The 24,271-nt window shown below is 41.4% G+C and carries 18 protein-coding genes; 11 read left to right on the forward strand and 7 right to left on the reverse strand.

The features are described from left to right. Positions 1 to 159: 159 nt before the first annotated feature. Together glyS and glyQ are read right to left on the reverse strand one after the other, a co-directional pair. A complete protein-coding gene (gene glyS / locus G6Q48_RS09065) occupies positions 160 to 2,229 on the reverse strand; it encodes a glycine--tRNA ligase subunit beta (RefSeq protein ID WP_102138862.1) in 2,070 nt (689 codons plus the stop codon). A 9-nt stretch (positions 2,230 to 2,238) separates the two neighbouring features. Next, complete coding sequence (gene glyQ, locus G6Q48_RS09070; RefSeq protein ID WP_166265937.1) at positions 2,239 to 3,147, reverse strand: glycine--tRNA ligase subunit alpha; 909 nt, start codon at positions 3,145 to 3,147, stop codon at positions 2,239 to 2,241. A 202-nt stretch (positions 3,148 to 3,349) separates the two neighbouring features. Here glyQ and G6Q48_RS09075 point away from each other — a divergent pair, with 202 nt between their 5' ends. Together G6Q48_RS09075 and G6Q48_RS09080 are read left to right on the forward strand one after the other, a co-directional pair. Further along, a complete protein-coding gene (locus G6Q48_RS09075) occupies positions 3,350 to 3,913 on the forward strand; it encodes a DNA-3-methyladenine glycosylase I (RefSeq protein WP_102138860.1) in 564 nt (187 codons plus the stop codon). 205 nt (positions 3,914 to 4,118) lie between these two features. Then, on the forward strand, positions 4,119 to 5,375 hold the full coding sequence (locus G6Q48_RS09080) for a valine--pyruvate transaminase (RefSeq protein WP_102138859.1): 1,257 nt from the start codon (positions 4,119 to 4,121) through the stop codon (positions 5,373 to 5,375). A 320-nt stretch (positions 5,376 to 5,695) separates the two neighbouring features. Here G6Q48_RS09080 and G6Q48_RS09085 read toward each other — a convergent pair whose 3' ends face one another. After that, on the reverse strand, positions 5,696 to 7,354 hold the full coding sequence (locus tag G6Q48_RS09085; protein WP_166265940.1) for a putative transporter: 1,659 nt from the start codon (positions 7,352 to 7,354) through the stop codon (positions 5,696 to 5,698). Between the two features lie 390 nt (positions 7,355 to 7,744). Here G6Q48_RS09085 and G6Q48_RS09090 point away from each other — a divergent pair, with 390 nt between their 5' ends. Further along, positions 7,745 to 8,059, forward strand: coding sequence for a YceK/YidQ family lipoprotein (locus tag G6Q48_RS09090; RefSeq protein ID WP_102138857.1), 315 nt, complete (start codon positions 7,745 to 7,747; stop codon positions 8,057 to 8,059). Positions 8,060 to 8,366: 307 nt separating this feature from the next. On the opposite strand, the gene G6Q48_RS09095 is transcribed toward G6Q48_RS09090, so the two are convergent. Then, positions 8,367 to 9,695 carry a DUF3748 domain-containing protein gene (locus tag G6Q48_RS09095; protein ID WP_207393026.1) on the reverse strand — a complete coding sequence of 443 codons (1,329 nt, stop codon included), beginning with the start codon at positions 9,693 to 9,695 and terminating at the stop codon, positions 8,367 to 8,369. Between the two features lie 122 nt (positions 9,696 to 9,817). Here G6Q48_RS09095 and G6Q48_RS09100 point away from each other — a divergent pair, with 122 nt between their 5' ends. Beyond that, entirely contained in the window at positions 9,818 to 10,432 is a 615-nt protein-coding gene (locus tag G6Q48_RS09100; RefSeq protein WP_102138856.1) for a trimeric intracellular cation channel family protein, read from the forward strand. 27 nt (positions 10,433 to 10,459) lie between these two features. Here G6Q48_RS09100 and ligB read toward each other — a convergent pair whose 3' ends face one another. Then, a complete protein-coding gene (gene ligB, locus G6Q48_RS09105; protein WP_166265943.1) occupies positions 10,460 to 12,184 on the reverse strand; it encodes an NAD-dependent DNA ligase LigB in 1,725 nt (574 codons plus the stop codon). 316 nt (positions 12,185 to 12,500) lie between these two features. On the opposite strand from ligB, the gene gmk reads away from it, so the two are divergent. From gmk to recG, 5 genes are read left to right on the forward strand one after another with little or no spacing between them, the layout of a single operon-like run. Beyond that, positions 12,501 to 13,124, forward strand: a complete 624-nt coding sequence (gmk, locus tag G6Q48_RS09110; protein WP_166265946.1) for a guanylate kinase — start codon at positions 12,501 to 12,503, stop codon at positions 13,122 to 13,124. Positions 13,125 to 13,180: 56 nt separating this feature from the next. Continuing rightward, a complete protein-coding gene (gene rpoZ, locus G6Q48_RS09115) occupies positions 13,181 to 13,456 on the forward strand; it encodes a DNA-directed RNA polymerase subunit omega (protein ID WP_102138853.1) in 276 nt (91 codons plus the stop codon). Between the two features lie 19 nt (positions 13,457 to 13,475). Beyond that, complete coding sequence (gene spoT / locus G6Q48_RS09120; protein ID WP_166265949.1) at positions 13,476 to 15,593, forward strand: bifunctional GTP diphosphokinase/guanosine-3',5'-bis pyrophosphate 3'-pyrophosphohydrolase; 2,118 nt, start codon at positions 13,476 to 13,478, stop codon at positions 15,591 to 15,593. 22 nt (positions 15,594 to 15,615) lie between these two features. Further along, positions 15,616 to 16,329, forward strand: coding sequence for a tRNA (guanosine(18)-2'-O)-methyltransferase TrmH (gene trmH / locus G6Q48_RS09125; RefSeq protein ID WP_166265951.1), 714 nt, complete (start codon positions 15,616 to 15,618; stop codon positions 16,327 to 16,329). 15 nt (positions 16,330 to 16,344) lie between these two features. After that, positions 16,345 to 18,426 (forward strand): ATP-dependent DNA helicase RecG, encoded by a 2,082-nt coding sequence (recG, locus tag G6Q48_RS09130; protein WP_166265954.1) that lies wholly within the window; start codon positions 16,345 to 16,347, stop codon positions 18,424 to 18,426. 97 nt (positions 18,427 to 18,523) lie between these two features. On the opposite strand, the gene gltS is transcribed toward recG, so the two are convergent. After that, positions 18,524 to 19,738 carry a sodium/glutamate symporter gene (gene gltS, locus G6Q48_RS09135; RefSeq protein WP_102138849.1) on the reverse strand — a complete coding sequence of 405 codons (1,215 nt, stop codon included), beginning with the start codon at positions 19,736 to 19,738 and terminating at the stop codon, positions 18,524 to 18,526. 235 nt (positions 19,739 to 19,973) lie between these two features. Here gltS and G6Q48_RS09140 point away from each other — a divergent pair, with 235 nt between their 5' ends. Both G6Q48_RS09140 and G6Q48_RS09145 read left to right on the forward strand, forming a co-directional pair. Beyond that, positions 19,974 to 21,362 carry a uracil-xanthine permease family protein gene (locus G6Q48_RS09140; RefSeq protein WP_096863580.1) on the forward strand — a complete coding sequence of 463 codons (1,389 nt, stop codon included), beginning with the start codon at positions 19,974 to 19,976 and terminating at the stop codon, positions 21,360 to 21,362. A gap of 125 nt (positions 21,363 to 21,487) precedes the next feature. Beyond that, positions 21,488 to 23,245 carry an AsmA family protein gene (locus G6Q48_RS09145; RefSeq protein WP_166265957.1) on the forward strand — a complete coding sequence of 586 codons (1,758 nt, stop codon included), beginning with the start codon at positions 21,488 to 21,490 and terminating at the stop codon, positions 23,243 to 23,245. Between the two features lie 110 nt (positions 23,246 to 23,355). On the opposite strand, the gene fabY is transcribed toward G6Q48_RS09145, so the two are convergent. Next, positions 23,356 to 24,270, reverse strand: coding sequence for a fatty acid biosynthesis protein FabY (fabY, locus tag G6Q48_RS09150; protein ID WP_166265960.1), 915 nt, complete (start codon positions 24,268 to 24,270; stop codon positions 23,356 to 23,358). Between the last annotated feature and the right edge of the window lies 1 nt (position 24,271).

The raw sequence follows: 24,271 nt of genomic DNA on the forward strand, positions 1-24,271 counted from the left end.
TTCGTTTGCCGATAAAACCACCAAAATGGTAAGGTTTATATGCAAGTCGCTTTATTTAAAGCAAAAAATAAGCACTAAAATATTTTAGTGCTTATTTATCAAACAGGTTAGAGTTTATAAAAATAGCATTAACAACACGCTAATAACTCAATTTTAAGCCTATTGCAGTAAAGAAATATCCGCTACTCTTAAGAATAACTCACGTAACTGGCTTAATAGTGTCAAACGATTAATACGAACCGCTTGGTCTTCATCCATTACCATCACATTTGCAAAGAATTCATCCACGATATCGCGTAAAGAAGCTAATTCAACTAAAGCCTCTTGATAATTCCTTTCTGCAAACATTGGCGCAAGCTTATCTTGTAATACCACAACGTGAGTCGCCAGTTTGACTTCTTCAGGCATTTTTAGAACAGAGGCTAAAACGTTGTCCGCAAGTTTTTCTTCTGATTTGCTCAGAATATTGGAAACACGTTTATTTGCCGCTGCAAGTGCCTGTGCTTCGTCTAATGAACGGAAGTGAGTAACTGCTTTCACTCGCGCATCAAAGTCAGCAGGTTGTGTTGGGTGACGAGCTAATACCGCTTGAATGGTATCGATACTATAGCCTAATTCTTGATACCAAGAACGGAAACGACCAAGCATGAACTCAACAACGTCACTAACCACATTTTCATTGGTTAATTTATCACCGTATAAGCGAGCCGCTTCTTCTGTCATCTCAACGAGATCAAGCTGATAGCCTTTCTCAACAATAATGCGTAAGACACCTAACGCAGCACGGCGCAGAGCAAATGGGTCTTTATCGCCTTTAGGATGTTGGCCGATACCAAAAATCCCCGCAAGCGTGTCCATTTTTTCAGCCAGTGCTAATGCAGCTGAAACGTCAGTCGATGGAAGTGCATCCCCTGAAAAACGCGGTTGGTACTGCTCTTTTAAAGCTAATGCAACATCTTCTGACTCACCATCATGGCGTGCGTAGTGCATTCCCATAACACCTTGAGTGTCTGTGAACTCAAACACCATGTTAGTCATTAAGTCACATTTTGCTAATAGACCAGCTCGTGTTGCATGATTTACATCCGCACCAATTTTGCTCGCAACCCAGCCAGCTAATGCTTCTAAACGGTCTGTTTTATCACGCAATGTACCTAATTGTTTCTGGAACAATACGGTTTCTAAGCGTGGTAAGTTATCTTCCAAACGTTGTTTACGGTCAGTCTTAAAGAAAAATTCGGCATCCGCTAAACGTGGACGTACGACTTTTTCGTTACCTGAAATGATTTGCTGAGGATCAGAAGACTCAATATTGGCCACAAAGATAAAGTTAGGCATTAGCTTGCCAGCCTTATCATAAACTGGGAAATATTTTTGGTCCCCTTTCATGGTGTAAACGAGCGCTTCTGAAGGAACCTCTAAGAATTTCTCTTCAAATTTAGCTGTTAAAACGACTGGCCATTCAACCAATGACGTCACTTCTTCAAGCAAGCTATCCGTTAAGTCAGCTTGGCCACCAAGAGCCTGAGCTGCTTTTTCTGCATCCGCTTTAATCACCGCTTTACGTTCTTCGTAATCCGCCATGACTTTACCGCGTTCACGTAAAATGGCTGGATATTGTTCAGCGTTATCAATAGTAAATTCAGCTTCACCCATAAAGCGGTGGCCACGAATTGTGCGCCCGCTCTTGATACCTAAGATTTCACCATCAATCACATCACTACCTAGCAGTAATGTGACTGTATGAACAGGGCGAACGAATTGGGTATCTTTATCAGCCCAGCGCATTAATTTAGGAATTGGTAGTTTTGCTAGCGCACGGCTAGTCATATCAACCAATAACTCACTAACGGCCTGCCCTTTCACTTGAGCACGATATAGTAGCCATTCGCCTTTATCTGTGGTCAAACGCTCAGCTTGATCAACAGTAATACCACAACCACGAGCCCAGCCTTCAGCGGCTTTAGTCGGTTGGCCATCTGGACCGAATGCCTGGGAGATAGCAGGGCCTCGTTTTTCAACTTCACGGTCTGGCTGTGAAGCCGCTAAATCAGCGACTTTAAATGCTAACCGACGGGGAGCAGCAAACCACGTTACTGCACCATGAGCGATATCAGCACCATCAAGTTCAGCCGTAAAATTTGCAGCAAATGATTCAGCTAATGAACGAAGAGCCTTCGGCGGTAACTCTTCGGTGCCGATTTCCACAAGGAAAGTCTGTTGAGTCATGACAGCCTCTTAGTTCTTATGACACATAGGGAATCCAAGCGCTTCACGAGAAGCATAGTACGCTTCTGCAACCCCTTTAGTTAGGGTACGAATACGTAAAATATAGCGTTGGCGTTCAGTAACAGAAATGGCTTTACGTGCATCTAGTAGGTTGAAAGTGTGAGCCGCTTTCAAGATACGTTCGTATGCAGGTAGTGGAAGTGGCGTTTCCAAAGCCAGCAAGTGTTGAGCTTCTTTTTCATACTCGTCAAAACATTTGAACAGAAAATCAACATTTGCGTATTCGAAGTTATAGGTTGATTGCTCAACTTCGTTTTGATGATAAATATCACCATAGGTGGTTTTACCCAGTGGGCCATCACACCAGACAAGGTCATACACGCTGTCCACGCCTTGAATATACATGGCTAAGCGTTCTAGGCCGTATGTAATTTCACCCGTTACCGGTTTACACTCAAGACCACCGACCTGCTGGAAGTAAGTAAACTGAGTCACTTCCATCCCGTTAAGCCATACTTCCCAACCTAGTCCCCAAGCACCAAGTGTTGGGTTTTCCCAGTTATCTTCAACAAAACGAATGTCGTGAACGGTTGGGTCAACACCTAATTCTTTTAAAGAACCAAGGTATAATTCTTGGATGTTATCGGGTGATGGTTTGATGATCACCTGAAACTGATAATAGTGTTGTAGACGGTTTGGGTTTTCACCATAGCGACCATCAGTAGGTCGACGAGATGGTTGAACATAAGCCGCAGCAATAGGCTCAGGGCCTAATGCACGCAAACACGTCATTGGGTGAGAAGTTCCGGCGCCGACTTCCATGTCCAATGGTTGAACAATGGTACAGCCTTGACGCGCCCAGTAGCCCTGTAATGTCAGGATTAGACCTTGGAAGGTCTTGGTATCAAACTTTTGCATGTTAGATCCGCACGCGATACGTAAAATTTAATGAAAGTACGCCAGTATACCCTTTGACCGCAAGATATACAGCATTGAATATGTCTGTATTTATTCTAAAAATAAAAAAAAATACTTTCACCCCTTTTAAACTGGTTATTTATACAGTATAAATAATTTGTTTTTTGAAACAAGGTTATTGAAACTGTAAAAAGGATGAAAAATGGATACTTCCCTGACACGCTGCCATTGGGTTAATCAAGATCCTGAATATATCGCTTATCACGACCATGAATGGGGTAAACCCACTTATGGCAACTTAGCATTATTTGAAATGCTTTGCCTTGAAGGCCAACAAGCCGGGCTCTCTTGGTACACTATTTTAAAAAAACGCCAAGGATATCGTGACTTATTTCATCATTTCGATCCTACAAAAATCGCATTAATGAGTGAGAATGATGTTGAACGACTTATGCAAGATACTCGAATTATCCGTAACCGACTAAAAATTAATGCGATTATCGCGAATGCAAAAGCCTATTTAGCGATGAAAGACAATGGTGAAGATTTTTCCACTTTTATTTGGCAATTTGTAAATGGTCAACCCATTGTCAATGGTTGGGAAAAACCATCACAAGTCCCTGCGGAAACTGAAATTTCTAAGCTTCTTTCCAAGGCGCTCAAAAAACGTGGGTTTAAATTTGTCGGTTCGATCACTTGTTATGCCTTTATGCAGGCAACTGGCATGATTAATGACCATTTAGTGAATTGTTGCCAATTTAAATAAATTAGTTTTTATCGGTGTAACTTACCAAGGAAAAAGAAAAATAAACCACCAAGGCATTAACATTGCAATATTTTAACTCGATAAATTAGAAACTTTCGATATTTTACATTAAAAAAAGATGTGAATGGGTGGTTGAACTCTGAGAAGTAGCAGAGTATGTTTTAAATTCCATTAACAATCTAATAAATATATGTGAATAAATGCGATGATATTTTCTAAATTTGGTAATAAATTTGCTCAAAATTCAGGTATTTCATTATTAATGAAAGACTTGAATGAAGGCATAAGAACCCCTGGCTCCATTATGTTAGGGGGTGGAAATCCAGCTCATATCCCTGAAATGGATAAATATTTCCAAGATCTATTAGCTGAAATGTGTGCTAATGGCCAATTGACGGACACTTTATGTAATTATGATGGTCCTCAAGGTAAAGATGCCATGTTGAAAGCGCTTGCAGCAACGCTAAAAGCAAAACTAGGTTGGAACATTAGCGCGAAAAATATTGCCCTATCTAACGGCAGCCAGAGCGCTTTTTTCTATCTATTTAACTTGTTAGCCGGTCGCTTTGAAGATGGTATCACCCGTAAAGTCCTCTTCCCTCTTGCCCCTGAATATGTCGGTTACGCGGACTCAGGGCTTGACGATGACTTATTCGTCGCGAACAAACCACAAATTGAATTTTTACCTAATGGCCAATTTAAGTACCGGGTGGACTTCAACACATTAGAAGTTACTGATGACATTGGTGTTATTTGTGTGTCTCGTCCAACAAACCCAACCGGTAATGTCATTACAGATGAAGAAGTTGAGCATTTAGATCAATTAGCTAAACAACATAATATCCCATTATTAATAGATAATGCTTATGGTGTTCCTTTTCCTGGCATTATCTTCAGCGAAGCTACGCCATTTTGGAACGAAAATGTCATTCTTTGTATGAGTTTATCTAAACTTGGTTTACCTGGAACTCGATGCGGCATTATCATCGCTAATGAAGAAATCATTGAAGCCGTTAGTAATATGAATGGTATCATTAGCCTTGCGCCTGGTGGCATAGGCCCCGCCCTTGCTTTAGAAATGCTCAAAAAAGATGATCTTATCTCATTATCTAAGAATATAATTGGCCCTTTTTATAAGCAACGTGTGGAAGAAGCCATCGAAATTATTCGCCGCTATATTCCAGAAGATAAATGTTTGATTCATAAGCCTGAAGGTGCCATTTTCCTTTGGTTATGGTTTAAAGACTTACCAATTAATTGCTTAGAATTATACCAACGCTTAAAGAAACGCGGTGTATTGATGGTTCCTGGCCACTACTTCTTTCCCGGTATCGAACAAGATTGGCCACATGCACATCAATGTATGCGCATGAACTATGTCCCTGAACCAGAAAAAATTGAACAGGGGATCAAGATATTAGCTGAAGAACTAGAAAAAGCTTATCAAGAAGTAACCTGTTAGGTTGCAAAATAACAAAGGGCTTTTAAGCCCTTTAATTGCAATTTTTAGGTAAAAAAAAGCCCTTTCATGTAGAAAGGGCTAAAAATTAGCGAGAACTCCGTAATTGAAATCAAATTAATTTTTCAATACGAATATCATTCAGAACCATTAGAACATCTTTTCTATTTGGTTATTGCTTGAACAAAAGCACTTTTTGCCCCTATATATCGTGATACTTTTTAATGGCCTTCTTCTATATCCATCATGAATACTCACCTATCCAATTGAAAAACAAGCCTTAAACAGTGTTAGTTCTTCATCAAATGGATTATCACATTTAACTAAACGGCCCAAAATAAAATGGCGAGTAATTGAGGAGAAATAATCCTTAAAAACATCGCTAATGGATAAACTGTTGCATAAGATAATGCGGGAGCACCGCTGGTCGCATGAATATTATTTGCAAATGCTAATGCAGGAGGGTCCGTCATGGAACCTGCTAGCACCCCGCAAAGGCTCAGATAGTTCATTTTGCCAAAAATTCGAGCTACAACACCTGTAATAAATAGCGGCACAAACGTGATCAATAACCCATAGCCAATCCACGTCAGCCCATCGCCTTTAATTAAAGTATCAATGAAGCCACCACCTGAATTGAGCCCAACCACAGCGAGGAACATGACAATCCCCAACTCTCTCAACGCCAAATTTGCACTCGGAGGCATGAACCAATATAAACGCCCGATAGTCCCTATACGACCTAGAATTAATGCAACAACTAGTGGGCCTCCCGCTAATCCAAGTTTTAGCGCTGCAGGAAAACCTGGAATAAAAACAGGTATTGACCCCAGTACAACCCCAAGCCCTATTCCAAGGAACACAGGTAACATTTGAACTTGCTGTAGTTTTTGTTTCGCATTGCCTAACAAAGCGGTGACAGCTTCAATTGACTCAGGACGCCCAACAATATTTAAAATATCGCCAAATTGTAAAACTGAATTGTTATTAGCCACTAAATCAATACCCGTACGGTTTAATCGTGTAACAACAACGTCATATTTTTGTTTTAAATTTAAGTCTTTAAGCCTTTTACTTAATACGGCATCATTCGTTACTACTACACGAACGGAATGCAAAATAGAGCTTGATGTCGAAAGGGATGCATCAACTTCCTCACCTAATATTAAGCGAACTTTATTTAAATCGTCTTTCAAACCAACAACGTGCAATAGATCCCCTAAATGGATCTCTGTTGTGGGCTGAGGGACAACAAGCATATCTCCACGTTTTAATCTTGAACAAACAATCGCTTCACTACCAAGTAGTGGGATGTCTTGCATCATTAAGCCATCAAGATTAGCGTTACGAATGGCAATATTCATGGTCTGCAGAGAATCGCGCTGTTGAAAATTAGAACTATTAAATGCGGAAGCTTCTTTATCTACTGAGATCCTAAAAATAATGCGTACTAACCACATTACTAATAATATGCCACAAATCCCCATAGGATATGCCATGGCATAACCCATTCCCATCTGGTCAACAAGGTTAGGATCAGAGCCTAAATCAGATAAAATTTGCTGACCAGCACCTAAAGATGGGGTATTCGTGACTGCACCTGAAAAAATACCTAAAATAATAGGTAATGGGATATTCGCAACTTTATATATAATTGCCGTTACCACCGCACCTAAGACAACCACCATCAGCGCAAAACCATTTAGTTTCAGGCCAGAAACACGTAAAGAAGAGAAAAAACCAGGCCCGACCTGAATACCAATCGTGTATACAAACAGTATCAAGCCAAACTCTTGAATAAAATGCAGCATGTCTTTATTCAGTTGTAAGCCGTAACTTTGGGCAAAATGCCCAACGATGATCCCCCCAAATAGGACACCACCAATACCCAGCCCAACACTACGGATCTTCCAATTACCAATCCATAATCCTAAAGCAGCAGCTAACGCCAACAAACTTACAGTAAGAGCTAATTCACTCATAGACCGCATCCTTTTGACGACAAGTTACCCATTAAACACACCCAAATAGGCGATAAAACAGACTACTGAATCGATTATGCCAAATAGCCTGAGGGTAATATGTGCCATAGAGCACAGTTCAGAATGAATAAATGACCTGTTTTTTTAGAATTTTCAAACTGATAACAAATATAAAATAGTATGTCTTTATTTCTTAACGTTATTTACCATTCATCGAATAGATACTGAAGGTAAACATTTTTAGTTAATAGCTACAAGGAAACTATTAACTAAAAAAATACATACGGTTAAATAAAATAATAATATGACGCCATTATTGTGAATTTCTTGTTTTTCGTTATTATAAGTCAATATTAGGAATAACAAGCTAAATACAGGTTAACAACGTCTATGCCGAGTTTAATTTCAATACGATTCTGTTTCCTTATCGCACCTCTTATTTTGAGTGGTTGCTCGAGTATTATGACCCATGCGGGCCCATCAGAAGGTTATTACCCTGGTTCTAAAAATAGTATTAAAATGATAAAAGATGATGAAACTGGTTGGGTCGTTAAACCTTTACTTGCTATTGATTTACCTTTTTCTGTTGTTATGGATACTCTTTTAATTCCTTTAGATTACGCTAAATCGGGTAATGATGATAAAGCTGATTCACCCAAAAAACGTATAGAAGAACTTGAAAAGAAAGATAAAACGAAAAAGTAATTTAGGATCAATCAAACGTTTATAATTAAAATGTCCTTGTGTACTAAATGTATTTATTAATACATTATTTTTAACCTAACTAAGATCTGGCAAATCATTTATGTAATATTACTTTAATTATTAATTTTTTATGACAATAGCCTTTCTTAACTTAAATATTCTATTTGTAAACATCTCCATACTCGACATGCGAATAATTAACAATTAAATGATTAGAATTTTAATTAGAGTGTAATAAAAATAATTACGAATAAAAAAGTTAATCCGAACTTTTTTATCCATAATTATAGAAACCTAATTATTTTATTTACCGCTTTAAACCCGTTTCTACTGTATAAATCTGCCTAAATCCATCAATATCACGCATGAATGCGATCAATTCATCATTAGGTGAAAATACAATGGCATCAGCAACAGGAGCAGGCTCAGTCCATTCTGTTAATTTTTGCATAACCCCAGTCACAACATGACAATACATAACGCTATTGTCACGAATAAAGCAGATGTGCTCACCTTTACTATCCCAGTTAAAGGCAGACTGAAGCGGTGAAGAGCCATGCGTTATTTGCCTTTGCATTCCAGTTAGCGTATCAACTAACCATAACTGAGCGTTGCCGTCATCATCATTCATCAAACAAGCGATCGATTTACCATCTGGCGAAGTTCTAAGCCAATGTCGTGGTTGTTTTGCTAAACCAGGAAATTTTTTATCCTGTGTGTAAGTTAAACGCCTTTGCTGTATCCCCCTCGGAGGAGAAGGCATGCTCGATTCTGTTCCTTGGATGGGAAATTCCCCTGCAATCATGTAATCTTCAAGCTGTGAAGGCAAATCAACAATGTAGATCTCAGGGATAATTTCTCCATTTGTAGAATGAGTATCGCCAATAAATACCAGTGCTCTTTCCTGCCACTCCCCACTCTGTTTTTGATAGCCTTTTTGACCTACCCAGCCCTCTTCGTATGCACGGCTAATTTCATCGCTGCAAGGTTTAGGCTGCGGTGTAGTCTGGGTCACAACACAACAAAAATAGTCGCCATTGTATTCTCGGTTATGTTTTTTGGGATTTACATTGACAGGCCCGATAGGTACAGCAATCGCAACATTCCGTTGGTCTAATTGCACATCTAATTCATGCATTACATGGTCGTTATATGTAAAACTCAGCCACTTTCCGTCTGGACTAAAAACATGAACATGAGTGCCCCCACGTAACGCCCCCACTAAATAAGGCGGAGTAATACACATAGCATCAATGGGGTGAACGACGTTTAATTGTTCGTCTTTAACATACACCCCTCTTCGGTGGTGAAAATCATATTGCCACTGATCATCTGGGTACTCAGGGCCATGTATAAACGCATATTGAATTGGCGGTTGAGGACTTACAGTTACCACCCCAACGTGAGCCCCATGACTTGCACGGTAAACCTCAACGACCTGTTGTGTTTTTACATGAATTTTTTCTATAGATAAACCTGTAAAAGAACTACCATTTGGCCTCATATCGTACGCTAGCCACTGGCTATCTGGTGTCCAGACATTAATGTTCGTTAGTTGATGGCTTCGCTCATCGTACGTTAAACGTGTTTCTTTATAGGGCAATTTATTATTCAATCTGTTATCCTTTGACATCATTTAATATCGCTATCGGATTACTTTAACTAATCTAGTTTAATCAACACTAGAAAATCTCAGTCGAGAAGTTTCACAAGTAATATTACCCTTTAGCAACAACCTTAGTCCTGAACAAAACTACCATGTTATTAAGTGTACTTTATATTATTGGTATCACCGCAGAAGCCATGACGGGTGCGCTTGCCGCTGGCAGGCGAAAAATGGATGTCTTTGGTGTCATCATTATTGCGTCTGCGACAGCGATTGGCGGTGGTTCCGTACGTGATATGTTACTTGGCCATTACCCCTTAGGCTGGGTGGAACACCCTGAGTATATCCTGACAGTTGCGGGCGCTGCTATTGTGACAATTTGGATAGCTCCGATGATGAAACATTTACGTCGATTGTTCCTCATATTAGATGCTATCGGGCTAATTGTGTTTTCTATACTTGGTGCCCAAATTGCCCTCGATATGCACTACAGCCCAATCATCGCTGCCATTGCAGCAGTAATTACTGGCGTTTTTGGCGGTGTGTTAAGAGACATGCTATGTAATACAATCCCTTTAGTTTTCCAAAAAGAGGTCTATGCTGGCGTCTCTTTCGCTGCCGCTTGGATCTATATTGGCCTATTACAAACTCCTCTGCCTAAAGATATCGTGGTAATTATCACACTCGTTGTTGGTTTAAGCGCAAGGCTAATAGCCATTCGTTATCGTCTTGGTCTACCTATTTTCAATTACGAAAACCAAGATTAACCTAATTCAGCAACAGCTCGTCAGCCATTAATAATTTACTATTGATGGCTGAGTGGCTTTCATACCAGACAAAATACCTAAAATAGATTGGATTTCCGGTTCCGCCAACCAATTAGCCAATTTTTTCCTTTGTAATTCTGTCAAATTTATACTGTTAACCCATGAGGGGTCATACAGCATACCTATGTCAGTCACTTTTCCTACTTGTACCTTAGGCAGTGGAATTGCCAAACCTTTTAACCAAAACCAAATAGGTTGAGCCTTTGCCATTCTCAGTTGCTTTACTAACAGTTGGTGCTTTTTCCCCTTAGGTAAATCGTTTTGCCATTGCTCTGACAACCAAGTTGTTAGTTGAGTAAGGTTATTGTTCTCTACCCATTGGTGCCATGTGGCTTCATTTATCCCTCGAATACCGAGTTGTTTGCCTAACCATGTTAACCTCGCTACAAATTGCTGTGAGCAAGACTTCGTATAAGCCAGGCAGCTGAGCGCGTGAAACTGCTTTAAGCTTGATGTATCTGGATATTCACGTTTCTCTCGCCGCCAAACAATGTCTTCAATTTTTGGACTTCCGAGACCTGAAAGAGAGACAAGTATTTTATCTCCAACAAGTAAATCTCGCTTTTCCCATGATGATAGTGAGCCAGCATTTACCTTTGAAATAGTTTTCGAGTCAATATTGACGGGAGTGATTTCGGCAACGACACTGACTCTTCCTGTTCTGCCTATATTGAATTTGAATTTAGTTACCTCTGATAACACACTGCGCAATGGGTATTTCCATGCAATCGCCCAGCTATTTTGTTTTGATTGCCAAGCTGATGCCGCTGGTGCTGGAAAATTTTTAAGTACTATGCCATCGGTAGCAAACGGTAATTGACCTTGGTAATAGTATTCCCTTAATTCCTTAGCCTGGGTTTTATTTTCAATTTTATGGCTATATTGCTCAGCAAGCGGAAAACCTATCTCAGAAAGTAATGTTAATTGTGTTTTTGGATTAGCATCTCCCGCAGGCCACGCCCAGATAAAAACACCAATATTTTCTTCAGGGGCCGTTGGTGCACTTTTTCGCATTAACCACCCAGCAATCTTATTACGCGCATTTACTCCCCCCCTTTTAGCTTGAATGTGCCCATTCATACGCCAAAATAATTCCCCTTGAAGCACTAACGTACCTGAATATTTGATTCGTTTGGGTATTGCAGGAATGAAATCTGCTTTTGCTCGCCACTCTATTCCTTCAACACTATTTCCTCGGCTGATCATGGAAACAAGCTTGCCATTCTTGTAAACCAGAGTTACCGCAACACCGTCGACTTTAGGTTGCAACCAAATATTTTTACGTGTTTCTATCCAACTATGAACTTCTAATTCATTAAGTTTCTTCAACCCTGTGTGAGGAATTGGATGCGTAGTTAGCGGTGATTTTTCAGGTAATAGCACTTCCGGCAATTCTTCGGGGAGTTGCTGGCATCGTTGCAAAAAACGCCATAAATTAAATAGCTGGTCATAAGCTTCATCACTAATCGAACTGCTACCCGCCAAACGGTAAGCTTGGTTCCACTGTTGTAATTGTTTCCCTAACCGGTAACTCTCCTGCCTAATTATTTTACTATTTTGTTCTTCACACTGTTCATTAATAGCGCTTTGCTGCGCGGCTTGGGCAATATTAATACATACCATTACTCCCAAAATTAACCCGCTCAACCTATAAGCGAACGCTAACCAATAACCATACAAAATATGAATCATAACTATTCCTTGTTATTACTAATCCATTGTAATGCTATCTTTAAAGCATTTTCCTCATTCGCTAAGCATGAAACACCTTTTCTCTGCCTTCATCCCCAAAAGAAATTATTTGCAAAAAGCTTCGCAAAACGAATGTTGCTTTCATGAGTAATAAGTTAATTTCTCGAGCCCGTTCACAATTTAGTTATGAATCAAATTCATTTAATTAAAATTCATGATTTATTGATATCGCTGCATGTTGATGCAAGTACGTGTATACTATGTCGGGTTTATCACCATCTTTTATGTTTAATCCTCGACTATTCAAGAAATCATCATGATACAAGGCACGTTATATATTGTTTCTGCCCCTAGTGGTGCAGGGAAATCAAGTCTGATTCAGGCTTTATTAAAAACACAACCATTGTATGACACACAGGTTTCCGTTTCTCATACAACTCGAGCTGCACGTCCAGGAGAAGCCCATGGCGAGCACTATTTCTTTGTATCTGAAACTGATTTTTTACAAATGGTCGACAAAGGCGAGTTCTTAGAACATGCCTGTGTTTTTGGGAATTATTATGGGACGTCCAAACCCATCATTGAAGATGTATTAAATAGTGGTGTAGATGTTTTTCTTGATATCGATTGGCAGGGAGCCCAGCAAATTAGGGATAAAATGCCTGAAGCACGCAGTATTTTTATTCTCCCACCATCAAAAGATGAACTTTATCGTAGGCTACGTGGACGTGGGCAAGACAGCGATGAAGTTATAGAAAAGCGTATGTCACAAGCAGTAGGTGAAATTGAACATTTCAACGAGTATGATTACCTTATTGTTAATGATGATTTCAATACCGCGCTAAGCGATTTACAATCTATTATCCGTACTGAGCGTTTAAAGTTAGCGCGTCAGATTCAGCGACATGATGCTTTAATCAGCAAATTACTAGCAGACTGAGAATAGTTTCAGTATCATATCAGGTCATTTTTTTATTTCTTTGGAGTAGCACACTTATGGCACGCGTAACTGTTCAAGACGCAGTAGAAAAAATTGGTAACCGTTTTGACCTCGTATTGGTTGCGGCACGTAGAGCTCGTCAGTTACAAACGGGTGGAAAAGACCCTTTAGTTCCTGAAGAAAATGATAAATATACTGTTATCGCATTGCGTGAAGTAGAAGAAGGTTTAATCAACGGTCACATTTTAGATGTGCGTGAGCGCCAAGAACAGCAAGAGCAAGATGCGGCTGAAATGCAAGCGGTTTCTGCAATCGCTGAAGGTCGTCGCTAATCACTAAGGTGGGTCTGCCTTGTATCTGTTTGAAAGTCTTAATTTAGTCATTCAAAAGTATCTTCCGAAAGAACAAATTGAATTACTAAGAAAAGCCTATGTTGTTGCACGGGATGCCCACGAAGGACAGACCCGTTCGAGTGGTGAGCCTTATATTACTCATCCAGTTGCTGTTGCTTGTATTCTTGCTGAAATGCGTTTGGACCATGAAACACTAATGGCAGCGCTACTTCATGATGTGATTGAAGATACTCCAGCGACATTTCAAGACATAGAAGAATTGTTTGGCACCACCGTCGCCGGTCTAGTTGAAGGTGTATCCAAACTAGACAAGCTCAATTTTCGCGACAAAAAAGAAGCTCAAGCAGAAAACTTCCGCAAAATGATCATGGCGATGGTAAAAGACATCCGTGTCATTTTGATAAAACTGGCAGACCGCACTCACAATATGCGCACGCTAGGGTCACTTAGGCCCGATAAACGTCGGCGTATTGCACGTGAAACCCTTGAAATATATAGCCCGTTAGCCCACAGGCTAGGTATACACCACATCAAAACAGAGCTTGAAGAGCTTGGTTTTGAAGCGTTATATCCCAACCGTTATCGTGTTATTAAAGAAGTCGTCAAAGCGGCTCGCGGTAACCGAAAAGAGATGATCCAAAAAATTCTCTCGGAAATTGACGGTAGGCTTACCGAGGCGGGTGTTCCTTGTCGCGTCAGCGGCAGAGAAAAACATCTTTATTCCATCTATCGCAAAATGCACCAAAAAGAGCAACGTTTCCACTCCATCATGGATATCTATGCTTTTAGGGTAATTGTGAAAGATGTGGATACTTGCTACCGCGTTTTAGGCCAGATGCACAGTTTATACAAACCACGTCCGGGGCGTATTAAAGACTATATTGCTATCCCTAAAGCCAACGGCTATCAATCGCTACATACCTCACTTATTGGGCCACATGGCGTTCCTGTAGAAGTGCAAATTCGCACAGAAGACATGGACCAAATGGCTGAAATGGGGGTTGCTGCACATTGGGCCTATAAAGAGCAAGGTGAACAAGGTACAACGGCACAGGTTAGAGCTCAACGTTGGATGCAAAGCCTACTTGAGTTACAACAAAGTGCAGGTAGCTCGTTTGAATTTATTGAAAGCGTTAAGTCGGATCTATTTCCAGATGAAATCTACGTTTTCACCCCAGAAGGCCGTATTGTTGAATTACCTACGGGTGCAACACCTGTTGATTTTGCATATGCGGTACACACAGATATTGGCCATGCTTGCGTGGGGGCTCGTGTTGACCGTCAGCCTTATCCACTTTCGCAATCCCTGACGAGTGGCCAAACTGTTGAAATTATTACTGCGCCAGGTGCTCGTCCAAATGCAGCATGGCTCAATTTTGTTGTCAGCTCGAAAGCGCGAGCCAAGATCCGCCAATTATTGAAAAACTTGAAACGCGAAGATTCTATTAACTTAGGTCGCCGTTTGCTCAACCATGCACTAGGGGCAGGAAATAAACTCACTGATATCCCTCAAGCCAATATTGATGCAGAATTAGCACGCATGAAGCTGCACTCTATAGACGACTTGCTTGCTGAAATTGGGTTGGGTAACGCAATGAGTGTGGTTGTCGCACGAAACCTACAAAACAATCCACAAAATGCACCTGAAGAACAAGTGTTAGTTGAAAGCCGAAATAAACTGTCTATCAAAGGTGCAGATGGCGTTTTAATCACCTTTGCAAAATGTTGTCGCCCTATTCCCGGTGACCCAATTGTTGCACATATTAGTCCTGGAAAAGGTCTGGTTATCCACCATGAATCCTGCCGAAATATCCGTGGTTATCAAAAAGAACCCGATAAATTTATGGCGGTTGAATGGGACAATGACACCGACACCGACTTTATCGCTGAAATTAAAGTGGATATGATTAACCATCAAGGCGCTTTAGCGAATTTAACCGCTGCTATTAATGACGCTAACTCAAGTATTCAAAGTATGAATACAGAAGAAAAAGATGGCCGTGTATATTGTGCCTTTATTCGCCTTACGACTAAAAACCGTGTTCAATTGGCAAATGTGATGCGGAAAATCCGTATTATGCCTGACGTTCTACGTGTTAGCCGAAACCGTAATTAACGACCATATTTAATTAATCACTATGAATGAACGCCGCTACCGCCGCATTTGCCAAATGATGGCGATGCGGCAGCCTGACCTAACTCTCTGCCTCGAAGAAATTCATAAACCGCACAATGTTTCTGCTATTGTACGCAGTGCAGATGCCGTAGGGATCCACCAAATTCATGCTATTTGGCCTGACCAACAAGTCAAACTGTCCGTATCTTCTGCAGCGGGGAGTAATAGCTGGGTTAAAATTATTTCACATGCATCGACCAAAGAAGCAATTTCCCAAATAAAATCACAAAACATGCAGGTTTTGGCAACTAACTTGTCAGAACATGCCGTTGATTTTCGTGAAATTGATTATACTTTGCCAACTTGTATTATGATGGGGCAAGAGAAAACAGGGATTTCACAACAAGCCCTCGCACTGGCTGATAAGCACATTATTATTCCAATGGCTGGTATGGTGCAATCTTTGAACGTTTCCGTCGCTTCTGCACTAATTTTATATGAAGCCCAAAGGCAGCGGCAACAAGCGGGGATGTACGACCGTGAACACTGCTTACTTTCACCAGATGAACAACAAGCTTGGTTATTCGAAGGTGGTTACCCTGTACTCGCTGAAGTTGCTAAACGTAAGGGGCTTCCTCGCCCATTTATCAATAGCCAAGGGCAAATTGAAGCTGATGACTCGTGGTGGGCACAAATGCAATTAACCGAAAAAATGAAAAGACGGCAGTTGGGTTAAATAGAAGGAAATAACATGAATAATGGGCTACTTGATACCATTTCACTGACCTCATTGCATGGTGTTGGTGCAAGTCAGTCAGAAAAAATGCGTAAAATCGGTTTGAACACCGTTCAAGACCTTCTTCTTCATTTCCCTTTGCGCTATGAAGACCATACTCGTTTATATCAAATAAAAGATCTCCTTCCCGGTACGACAGCAACAATCACAGGCGAAGTCCTGCAAACTAAAGTCGTCTTCGGCCGAAAAAGAATGATGACCTGCTTAATTTCCGATGGAACAGGCAACCTCACCTTACGTTTTTTCAATTTTTCAGCGGCAATGAAAAATAATTTAGCGGAAGGAAGACAGGTTACCGCCTATGGGGAAGTTCGCAGAGGAAATACAGGGCCGGAAATCATTCACCCTGAATATAAAGTATCTAAAGAAACCAGCAATATCAGCTTACAAGAGAATTTAACACCAGTATACCCAACCACTGAAGGTGTTCGCCAAGCGACTTTACGCAAAGTCATGGAGCAAGCACTCAGGTTACTTGATAGCGGGGAAATAAAAGAATTACTTCCTGAAGAACTTAGCCGTGGAATGATAAGTTTGCCAGATGCCATTCGCTTATTACACAACCCACCACCGAATGTAGCACTAAGCGAGCTAGAAAAAGGCCATCATCCCGCACAAAAGCGGCTAGTCCTCGAAGAATTACTCGCTCACCATCTAAGCATGTTAGCTATCCGCGCAGGTAATGAACGCCTATATGCCCAGCCGTTAGTCGCAAGTGGTCAATTAAAATCTCAGTTACTTGCACAATTACCATTTTCACCAACAAACGCACAAAACCGTGTTGTTAGCGAAGTTGAAGCAGACCTCGCTAAAAACGCCCCTATGATGCGTTTGATTCAAGGGGATGTCGGGTCAGGGAAAACTCTCGTTGCAGCCTTAGCGGCCGTTTGTGCCATCGAGAATGGCAAACAAGTGGCACTGATGGCTCCCACTGAAATTCTTGCAGAGCAACATGCCAATACTTTCAAACAGTGGTTAGAACCTTTAGGCGTCAAAGTAGGTTGGCTCGCGGGTAAACAAAAGGGTAAGGCACGTCAGGCTCAGCAAGATGCCATCGCAAGTGGAGAAGTCGCGATGGTTGTTGGAACACACGCTATTTTTCAAGAGCAAGTGAGCTTTAAAGCACTAGGGCTTGTTATCATTGATGAACAACATCGCTTTGGCGTTCATCAGCGGCTCGCTCTGCGTGAAAAAGGTGAGCAGCAAGGTTACCACCCTCATCAATTAATCATGACCGCTACGCCAATCCCACGGACGCTGGCGATGACAGCGTATGCAGACTTAGATACCTCTGTCATCGATGAACTACCTCCAGGACGAACACCCGTCACCACTGTCGCCATACCGGACACTCGCCGTAACGATATTATTGAACGCGTTCGCCAAGCCTGTATTGAAGAAGGCCGCCAAGCCTATTGGGTCTGTACACTCATTGAAGACTCTGAATTATTAGAAGCGCAAGCGGCTCAAGTGACCAGCGAAGAGCTTGCACTGGCACTACCTGAATTAAAAGTAGGCTTAGTCCATGGCCGAATGAAACCTGCTGAAAAACAAAGCATTATGGCGGCTTTCAAACGAAATGAAATTCAACTGCTTGTTGCTACAACGGTCATTGAAGTCGGTGTGGATGTGCCTAATGCAAGTTTAATGATTATTGATAACCCTGAGCGCCTTGGTCTAGCTCAGTTGCACCAACTAAGAGGGCGAGTCGGCCGCGGGGCTATCGCATCTCACTGTGTATTATTGTACAAGACACCGTTAACCCATACCGCTAAACAAAGACTACAAGTATTACGGGATAGTAATGATGGCTTCGTTATCGCACAAAAAGATCTCGAAATTCGCGGGCCAGGGGAATTATTAGGCACTAGACAAACAGGAAATGCAGAATTTAAAGTCGCAGACTTGTTGCGTGACCAATATATGTTGCCAGAAGTGCAACGCCTTGCTCGCCATATTCAACAAAATTACCCTGAAAATGCACAACAACTTATTGAGCGTTGGTTACCTGAGCGAGAGCAGTACAGCCACGCTTAAGTCTTATATCTTCTTTTTATTCGTTCCCTAAAATGAAAATTGCCGTGAATATTTTCACGGCAATACCTGCTTTACTTGATTTATTATTAAATGAAGGTTAACCAGCAATCGTTGGGAATAATGGCAGCATCAGATACAGTTTAATAACTATCGCATTAACAATATCAATGAAGAATGCCCCAACCATTGGTACAACCAAGAATGCTAAGTGAGATGGACCTAATCTATCCGTAACAGCTTGCATATTCGCAATAGCTGTTGGTGTCGCACCAAGACCGAACCCACAGTGACCTGCAGCTAAGATTGCAGCGTCATAGTTTTTGCCCATCACGCGGAAAGTCACAAAAATAGCATATCCTGCCATCACACAAGCCTGTACAGCAAGAATGATAATCATTGGGATTGCAAGTGATGCTAATTCCCACAGTTTCAAGCTCATGAGTGCCATTGCTAAGAATAATGAGAGGCTCACGTTACCCATGACAGAAACAGCGCGGTCGAATACTCGGTAAAAACCAAGCAGTGATAAGCTGTTACTTAAAATTACACCAACAAAAAGTACGCAGACAAACTTAGGCAATGCGAAAGGAGTATCGGCTAATTGGCCTGCAATAAAACTTCCCACCAATAGACAAATAGCGATCAGTGCAATAGTTTCAATTAAAACCATTGAAGTGATCATGCGCCCAGATTGTGGTTTCTCAAATGCTGTTGGAACGTCTTTATCATCTTCAGCCGTTCCTGGCGTTGGAATATTACGCGTTAGAAAACGTGCAACAGGTCCACCGATTAAACCACCGAGAACAAGTCCAAATGTAGCACAAGCCATTGCAACTTCTGTTGCACTTTGGAAACCATAGTTTTCAGTGAAAATTTTCCCCCATGCCGCACCAGTTCCATGACCACCAGATAAGGTAATTGAACCAGCTAATAGCCCCATGAGAGGGTCTAATCCCAATAATTCAGCAAGAGCAATCCCTACTGTATTTTGGACAAGCAATAAACCAACAACCACAAAAATGAAGATAAACAATGCTTTACCACCAGCCTTCAAACTAGCAAGGTTGGCATTAAGACCAATTGTGGCAAAGAATGCCAGCATCATAGGTTCTTGCAGTGATAAGTCAAAAGAAAGGCTCCAGTCAAATAATTGTTTAAGCAATAAAAGACTAAAAGCAACTAACAACCCACCTGCAACAGGTTCAGGGATTGTATATTTTTCAAGGAAAGGGACTGATTTGACCAGTTTACGCCCAAGCAATAGTACTAAAGTAGCAGCTACCAGTGTACCGTAGACATCGAGATGATACATTCACGTACCTCGTCTGTTGTTAAAATTATCAAAAACTAGTAAGACGTTAATTTCTTCCTTAAAACGCCAAAAGCAGGTTATAGGATTAGAAAAAAAAACTGTTATAAATACAAGTTAAAAGATATAAAAATGTGACAGCCTTATTTAACATTGATCAATGTTTTTTACGCGCAAACGATTGCTTTTTAATTTCGACACATTACAATGCGTTTTTTGTTGGCGAGAAATGAAGGCAATGAATACTGCGACGTCTGAAAAACAAACTACTGAAGCGACCATACAAACGCAAAGCGAACTCATCTATAAATTAGAAGACCGCCCACCGCTGCCGCAAGCCTTGTTTGCCGCTGGGCAACATCTTCTGGCGATGTTTGTTGCGGTGATTACCCCTGCGATGCTGATTTGCCAGGCATTAGGACTACCAGCTCACGACACCCAGCGCATCATTAGTATGTCTTTATTTGCCTCCGGTATTGCTTCTTTAATTCAAATTCGTGCGTGGGGCCCTATTGGGTCAGGCTTGCTTTCGATTCAAGGAACCAGTTTTAACTTTGTTGCACCTTTAATCATGGGTGGTGTTGCACTTAAGCAAGGTGGCGCTGATATTCCGTCGATGATGGCAGCCTTATTCGGCACATTGCTAGTTGCGGCACTCACCGAAGTGATTCTTTCTCGCTTCTTACATCTAGCCCGTCGAGTCATTACACCACTAGTTTCAGGTGTTGTTGTCATGATTATCGGCCTATCCTTGATTCAAGTCGGGTTAACATCCATTGGCGGTGGCTATGGTGCAATTAGTGACAACACTTTTGGTTCCCCTGATTATTTGATTTTAGCTGGGGTTGTTTTAGCGGTTATTATTTTACTTAATCGGCAGAAAAACCCTTACTTACGTGTCGCATCTTTAGTCATTGCTATGGCTGTTGGCTATATTGCTGCTTGGTGGATGGACATGTTGCCAAATGCGCAACCAATGGAAGCCAACCAGCCAATTATTACTGTCCCTGAGCCTTTCTATTATGGCTTATCCTTCGACTGGAACCTGTTGATACCATTAATTCTCATTTTTATGGTGACTTCCTTAGAAACGATAGGTGATATTACCGCCACTTCTGATGTATCTGAGCAACCTGTTCGTGGCCCTTTATACATGAAACGTATAAAAGGTGGCGTACTTGCTAATGGGTTGAACTCAATGGTTTCTGCGGTATTTAATACTTTCCCTAACTCTTGCTTTGGGCAAAACAACGGTGTTATCCAATTAACAGGGGTGGCAAGTCGCTATGTCGGCTACATTGTCGCTTTAATGTTAGTGTTATTAGGGTTGTTCCCTGCGGTTGCAGGCTTTGTGCAACAAATTCCAGAGCCCGTATTAGGCGGAGCAACAATTGTAATGTTTGGTACCATTGCCGCTTCAGGTGTGCGCATTGTATCTCGTGAACCACTCAATCGCCGCGCCATCATGATTATTGCGCTTTCCCTCGCAGTGGGTATGGGCGTTTCACAGCAACCCTTGATTTTGCAATTCGCCCCTGATTGGCTAAAAACCTTGTTTTCTTCCGGTATTGCTGCAGGTGGTTTAACTGCAATTGTTCTGAATTTAGTCTTCCCTCTCGAAAAATAACCTTCATTCTAGCCGCCAGTGTTGAACACTCTGGCGGTTTTTCTGTATGCTATCCTTAAATTGTCGCTATATTAGGCAGTCTCTTCCTGCGTCTATTCGTCAACAAACCAAAGGAGCAGTAAACTGTGAAATGGTTAATCAAATTTACTACCTATGCACTTTTGTTACTGCTGCTATTGTTTATTTTTACTTATATCGGGCTGCAAACCCGTTGGGGTGCATCCTACTCCAGTCAATTTTTAAGTAAATTCACCAATTACGATATTGATGTGGGAATTATGGGGCATGAATTTTCTAACCCCGGTGAATTCATCTTCCAAGATGTCAAATTAGCTGCTAAAAACAGTGATCTATCTTTAGACTCACGGCAAGTCGTGCTTGATGTTAACTGGCAAAATATATTTAGCGGCACCGCTATCAAACGTTTGGTTATCACTCAAGGAACATTATCTACAACAGTCACACCCGATACGATACTGCTACCTATTTCCGCTAATATTTTGCAATTTGAAAATAGCCAAATCACGCTTAAAAAAGGTGATGATACCGTGCAAGTCACTGGCTTCACGGGGGGAATTACCCCTTGGAAACCCACCGAGAACACGCCTTTTGGTTACGGTGATTTTCGATTTACCTCTAACCAATTAAAATTCAATGACCTTTCATTCAAGAATGTTGCCATTACGGGTAAATTACAGCAGCAAGGAACAGAAATAAGCCAAGCAAGTGCCTACTTAAACAACGGCTATATTGCGGGTGCTGGAAAGGTACTTGACGATGGCTCTATCATGGTTGACTCCCTCACCATGAATAAAGTCGGCTGGGAAAATAAAGTTGATTTCGATTCACTATTTGATGCAATAGCGAGTGAAAAATCATTGCAGGTCAAAAAGGTAGAACTAACCAATGTTGATATTCAAGGTAAAGATTGGGCACTTTCTGGCCTGAGCACCGAAATTGACCAACTCAGCTTCACGAGAGGGAGCTGGACGAGTTCCGAAAGCAACATTAGCTTTAATGTTGACCAATTTGTCGTGAAAGACCAGCAACTGAGTACCTTAATTGGTGACCTGAAAATTAACGGTGACAACCTGAGTATCAACAAGTTATCAGGTTACTATAATAAAGGCGTCTTTAACCTCAGTGGGTCTTGGCAGCGCAATGATCGAGTACTGACTATCGACGAAGGCAAACTAGCGGGTATCTTATACACACTGCCTGAAACTTGGCTATCATTCTTTGCAGAGCCTACACCAGCTTGGTTATCCGGTTTAAGTATCAAAAAATTCACCCTTTCCCAATCACTTTTGATGAATATCCAACCGCAGTTTCCTTTCGAACTGACCGCGCTCAGTGGCAATATTGAAAATATCGATTTGATTAAACAAAAGCAGTGGGGAATTTGGAGCGGTAAAGCGACATTCACTGCAGATAGCGGCACAATCAACCAAGTTCTAGTACGCCGCCCGTTTATTGAAGTGCGTCAAAGTGGTAAATCTTCAGCTGCAACGAGCTTAACAGTCAGTACCGATAAAGGCATCAGTAAGATTGGCCTGCTGGTAAAACAAGAACCGAAAAAAGTCCCCTTCTTACTGAGAGCATCGGGTTCGAATATTGATCTCGTTGATTTAAACCAATGGGGTTGGGCAGGCTTTCCAGCTCAAGTCATCGGTGATTTTGATGCGACATTACAAGGGGATTTACTCGCCCCATCTCTGGCAAAAAGTCTGAATGGGGAATTGATGGCAGTCCCATTGCAAGGCAAACGCCTATTCCGTACCGTTGTAAACGGGGTTGTCACCTCATCGGTGGAGTCCGATGCTGACTTGCAACCAATTGAGCCTTCGTTAGTAGAACCGCTTCCCGCACTTAGTAATCAATAAAAACCAGCGTTCAATAAAAGCTAACAATCAATAAAAACACAAAAGGCAGGTCAATCAAACCTGCCTTTCTTTTTAATATTCAATGGATAATTAATATTCAATGGATAACTTTATTTTTTTGCTTCTACAGGTAACACCATATAGACACCACTGAATACTGCGCCCACTTTGCCATCAGGGTTACTAACCTCGACTTTCAGCTTTACTCGCGCCTTGCTACCTCGCGCTAAACGGTCAAGGTCACCGCTCATATTTGCTAAGTCCGCTGTCGCTGTCGGCCTACCGCTTACAGGCTTACCATAACGAATATTGGCATCGACCAACACAATATCGCCACCAAGCTGGTGTTCTTGCATTAACAGCCAAATCAGCCCCCATCCTGTCAAGGTAGCTAATGAAAATTGGCTTCCTGCAAATATTGTTTCATGAGGGTTTTGGTTGCCCGCTTCCGGCATGGTGGTAATAAAACGAGTACCCGTGTATTGGTCGACTCGGACCCCCATTTTCTCACTCAATGGAATGTACTTATACCAGGCTTGCTGTAGCTCACCACACCAATCTGGACGATGTAATATTTGGTCTAGCGTCTCTATGGGTTTAATCATCAAATAGTGGCGTACTGGCGTTTTTAACTGCCCAGCAACTTGGCCACGGTTCTCAAAACCCATTTTGTCGAAAAATGGTACGGCTTCTTCACGAACGCTCGACACAATGCGTTTTACGCCTTCTTGCCGCGCAACAGACTCCAGGGCCATGATAATTAATTTGCCAAGTCCTTTACCTTGCATGACAGGGTTAACGGCTAAAAAACGGATAGCCCCTTCGTTATCGGCATTGATATATAAGCGGCCAATAGCAAGAATACGGTTTTTATCATCCACGACCATTTGATGGTGTGCGGTTAAATCATAACCATCTTTTTCTGAACCAAGGGGCTGATTAAACGGTTTTCGTAACATTTCCCAGCGAAAATGGTAATAAGTTGCGAATTCAATATCATCTTTCGGTGTACGTAAATGGTACATC

Origin of the sequence: Providencia sp. M-27, assembly GCF_011077905.1 — a bacterium.
In the GTDB taxonomy this organism is placed as follows: Bacteria; Pseudomonadota; Gammaproteobacteria; order Enterobacterales; family Enterobacteriaceae; genus Providencia; species Providencia huaxiensis.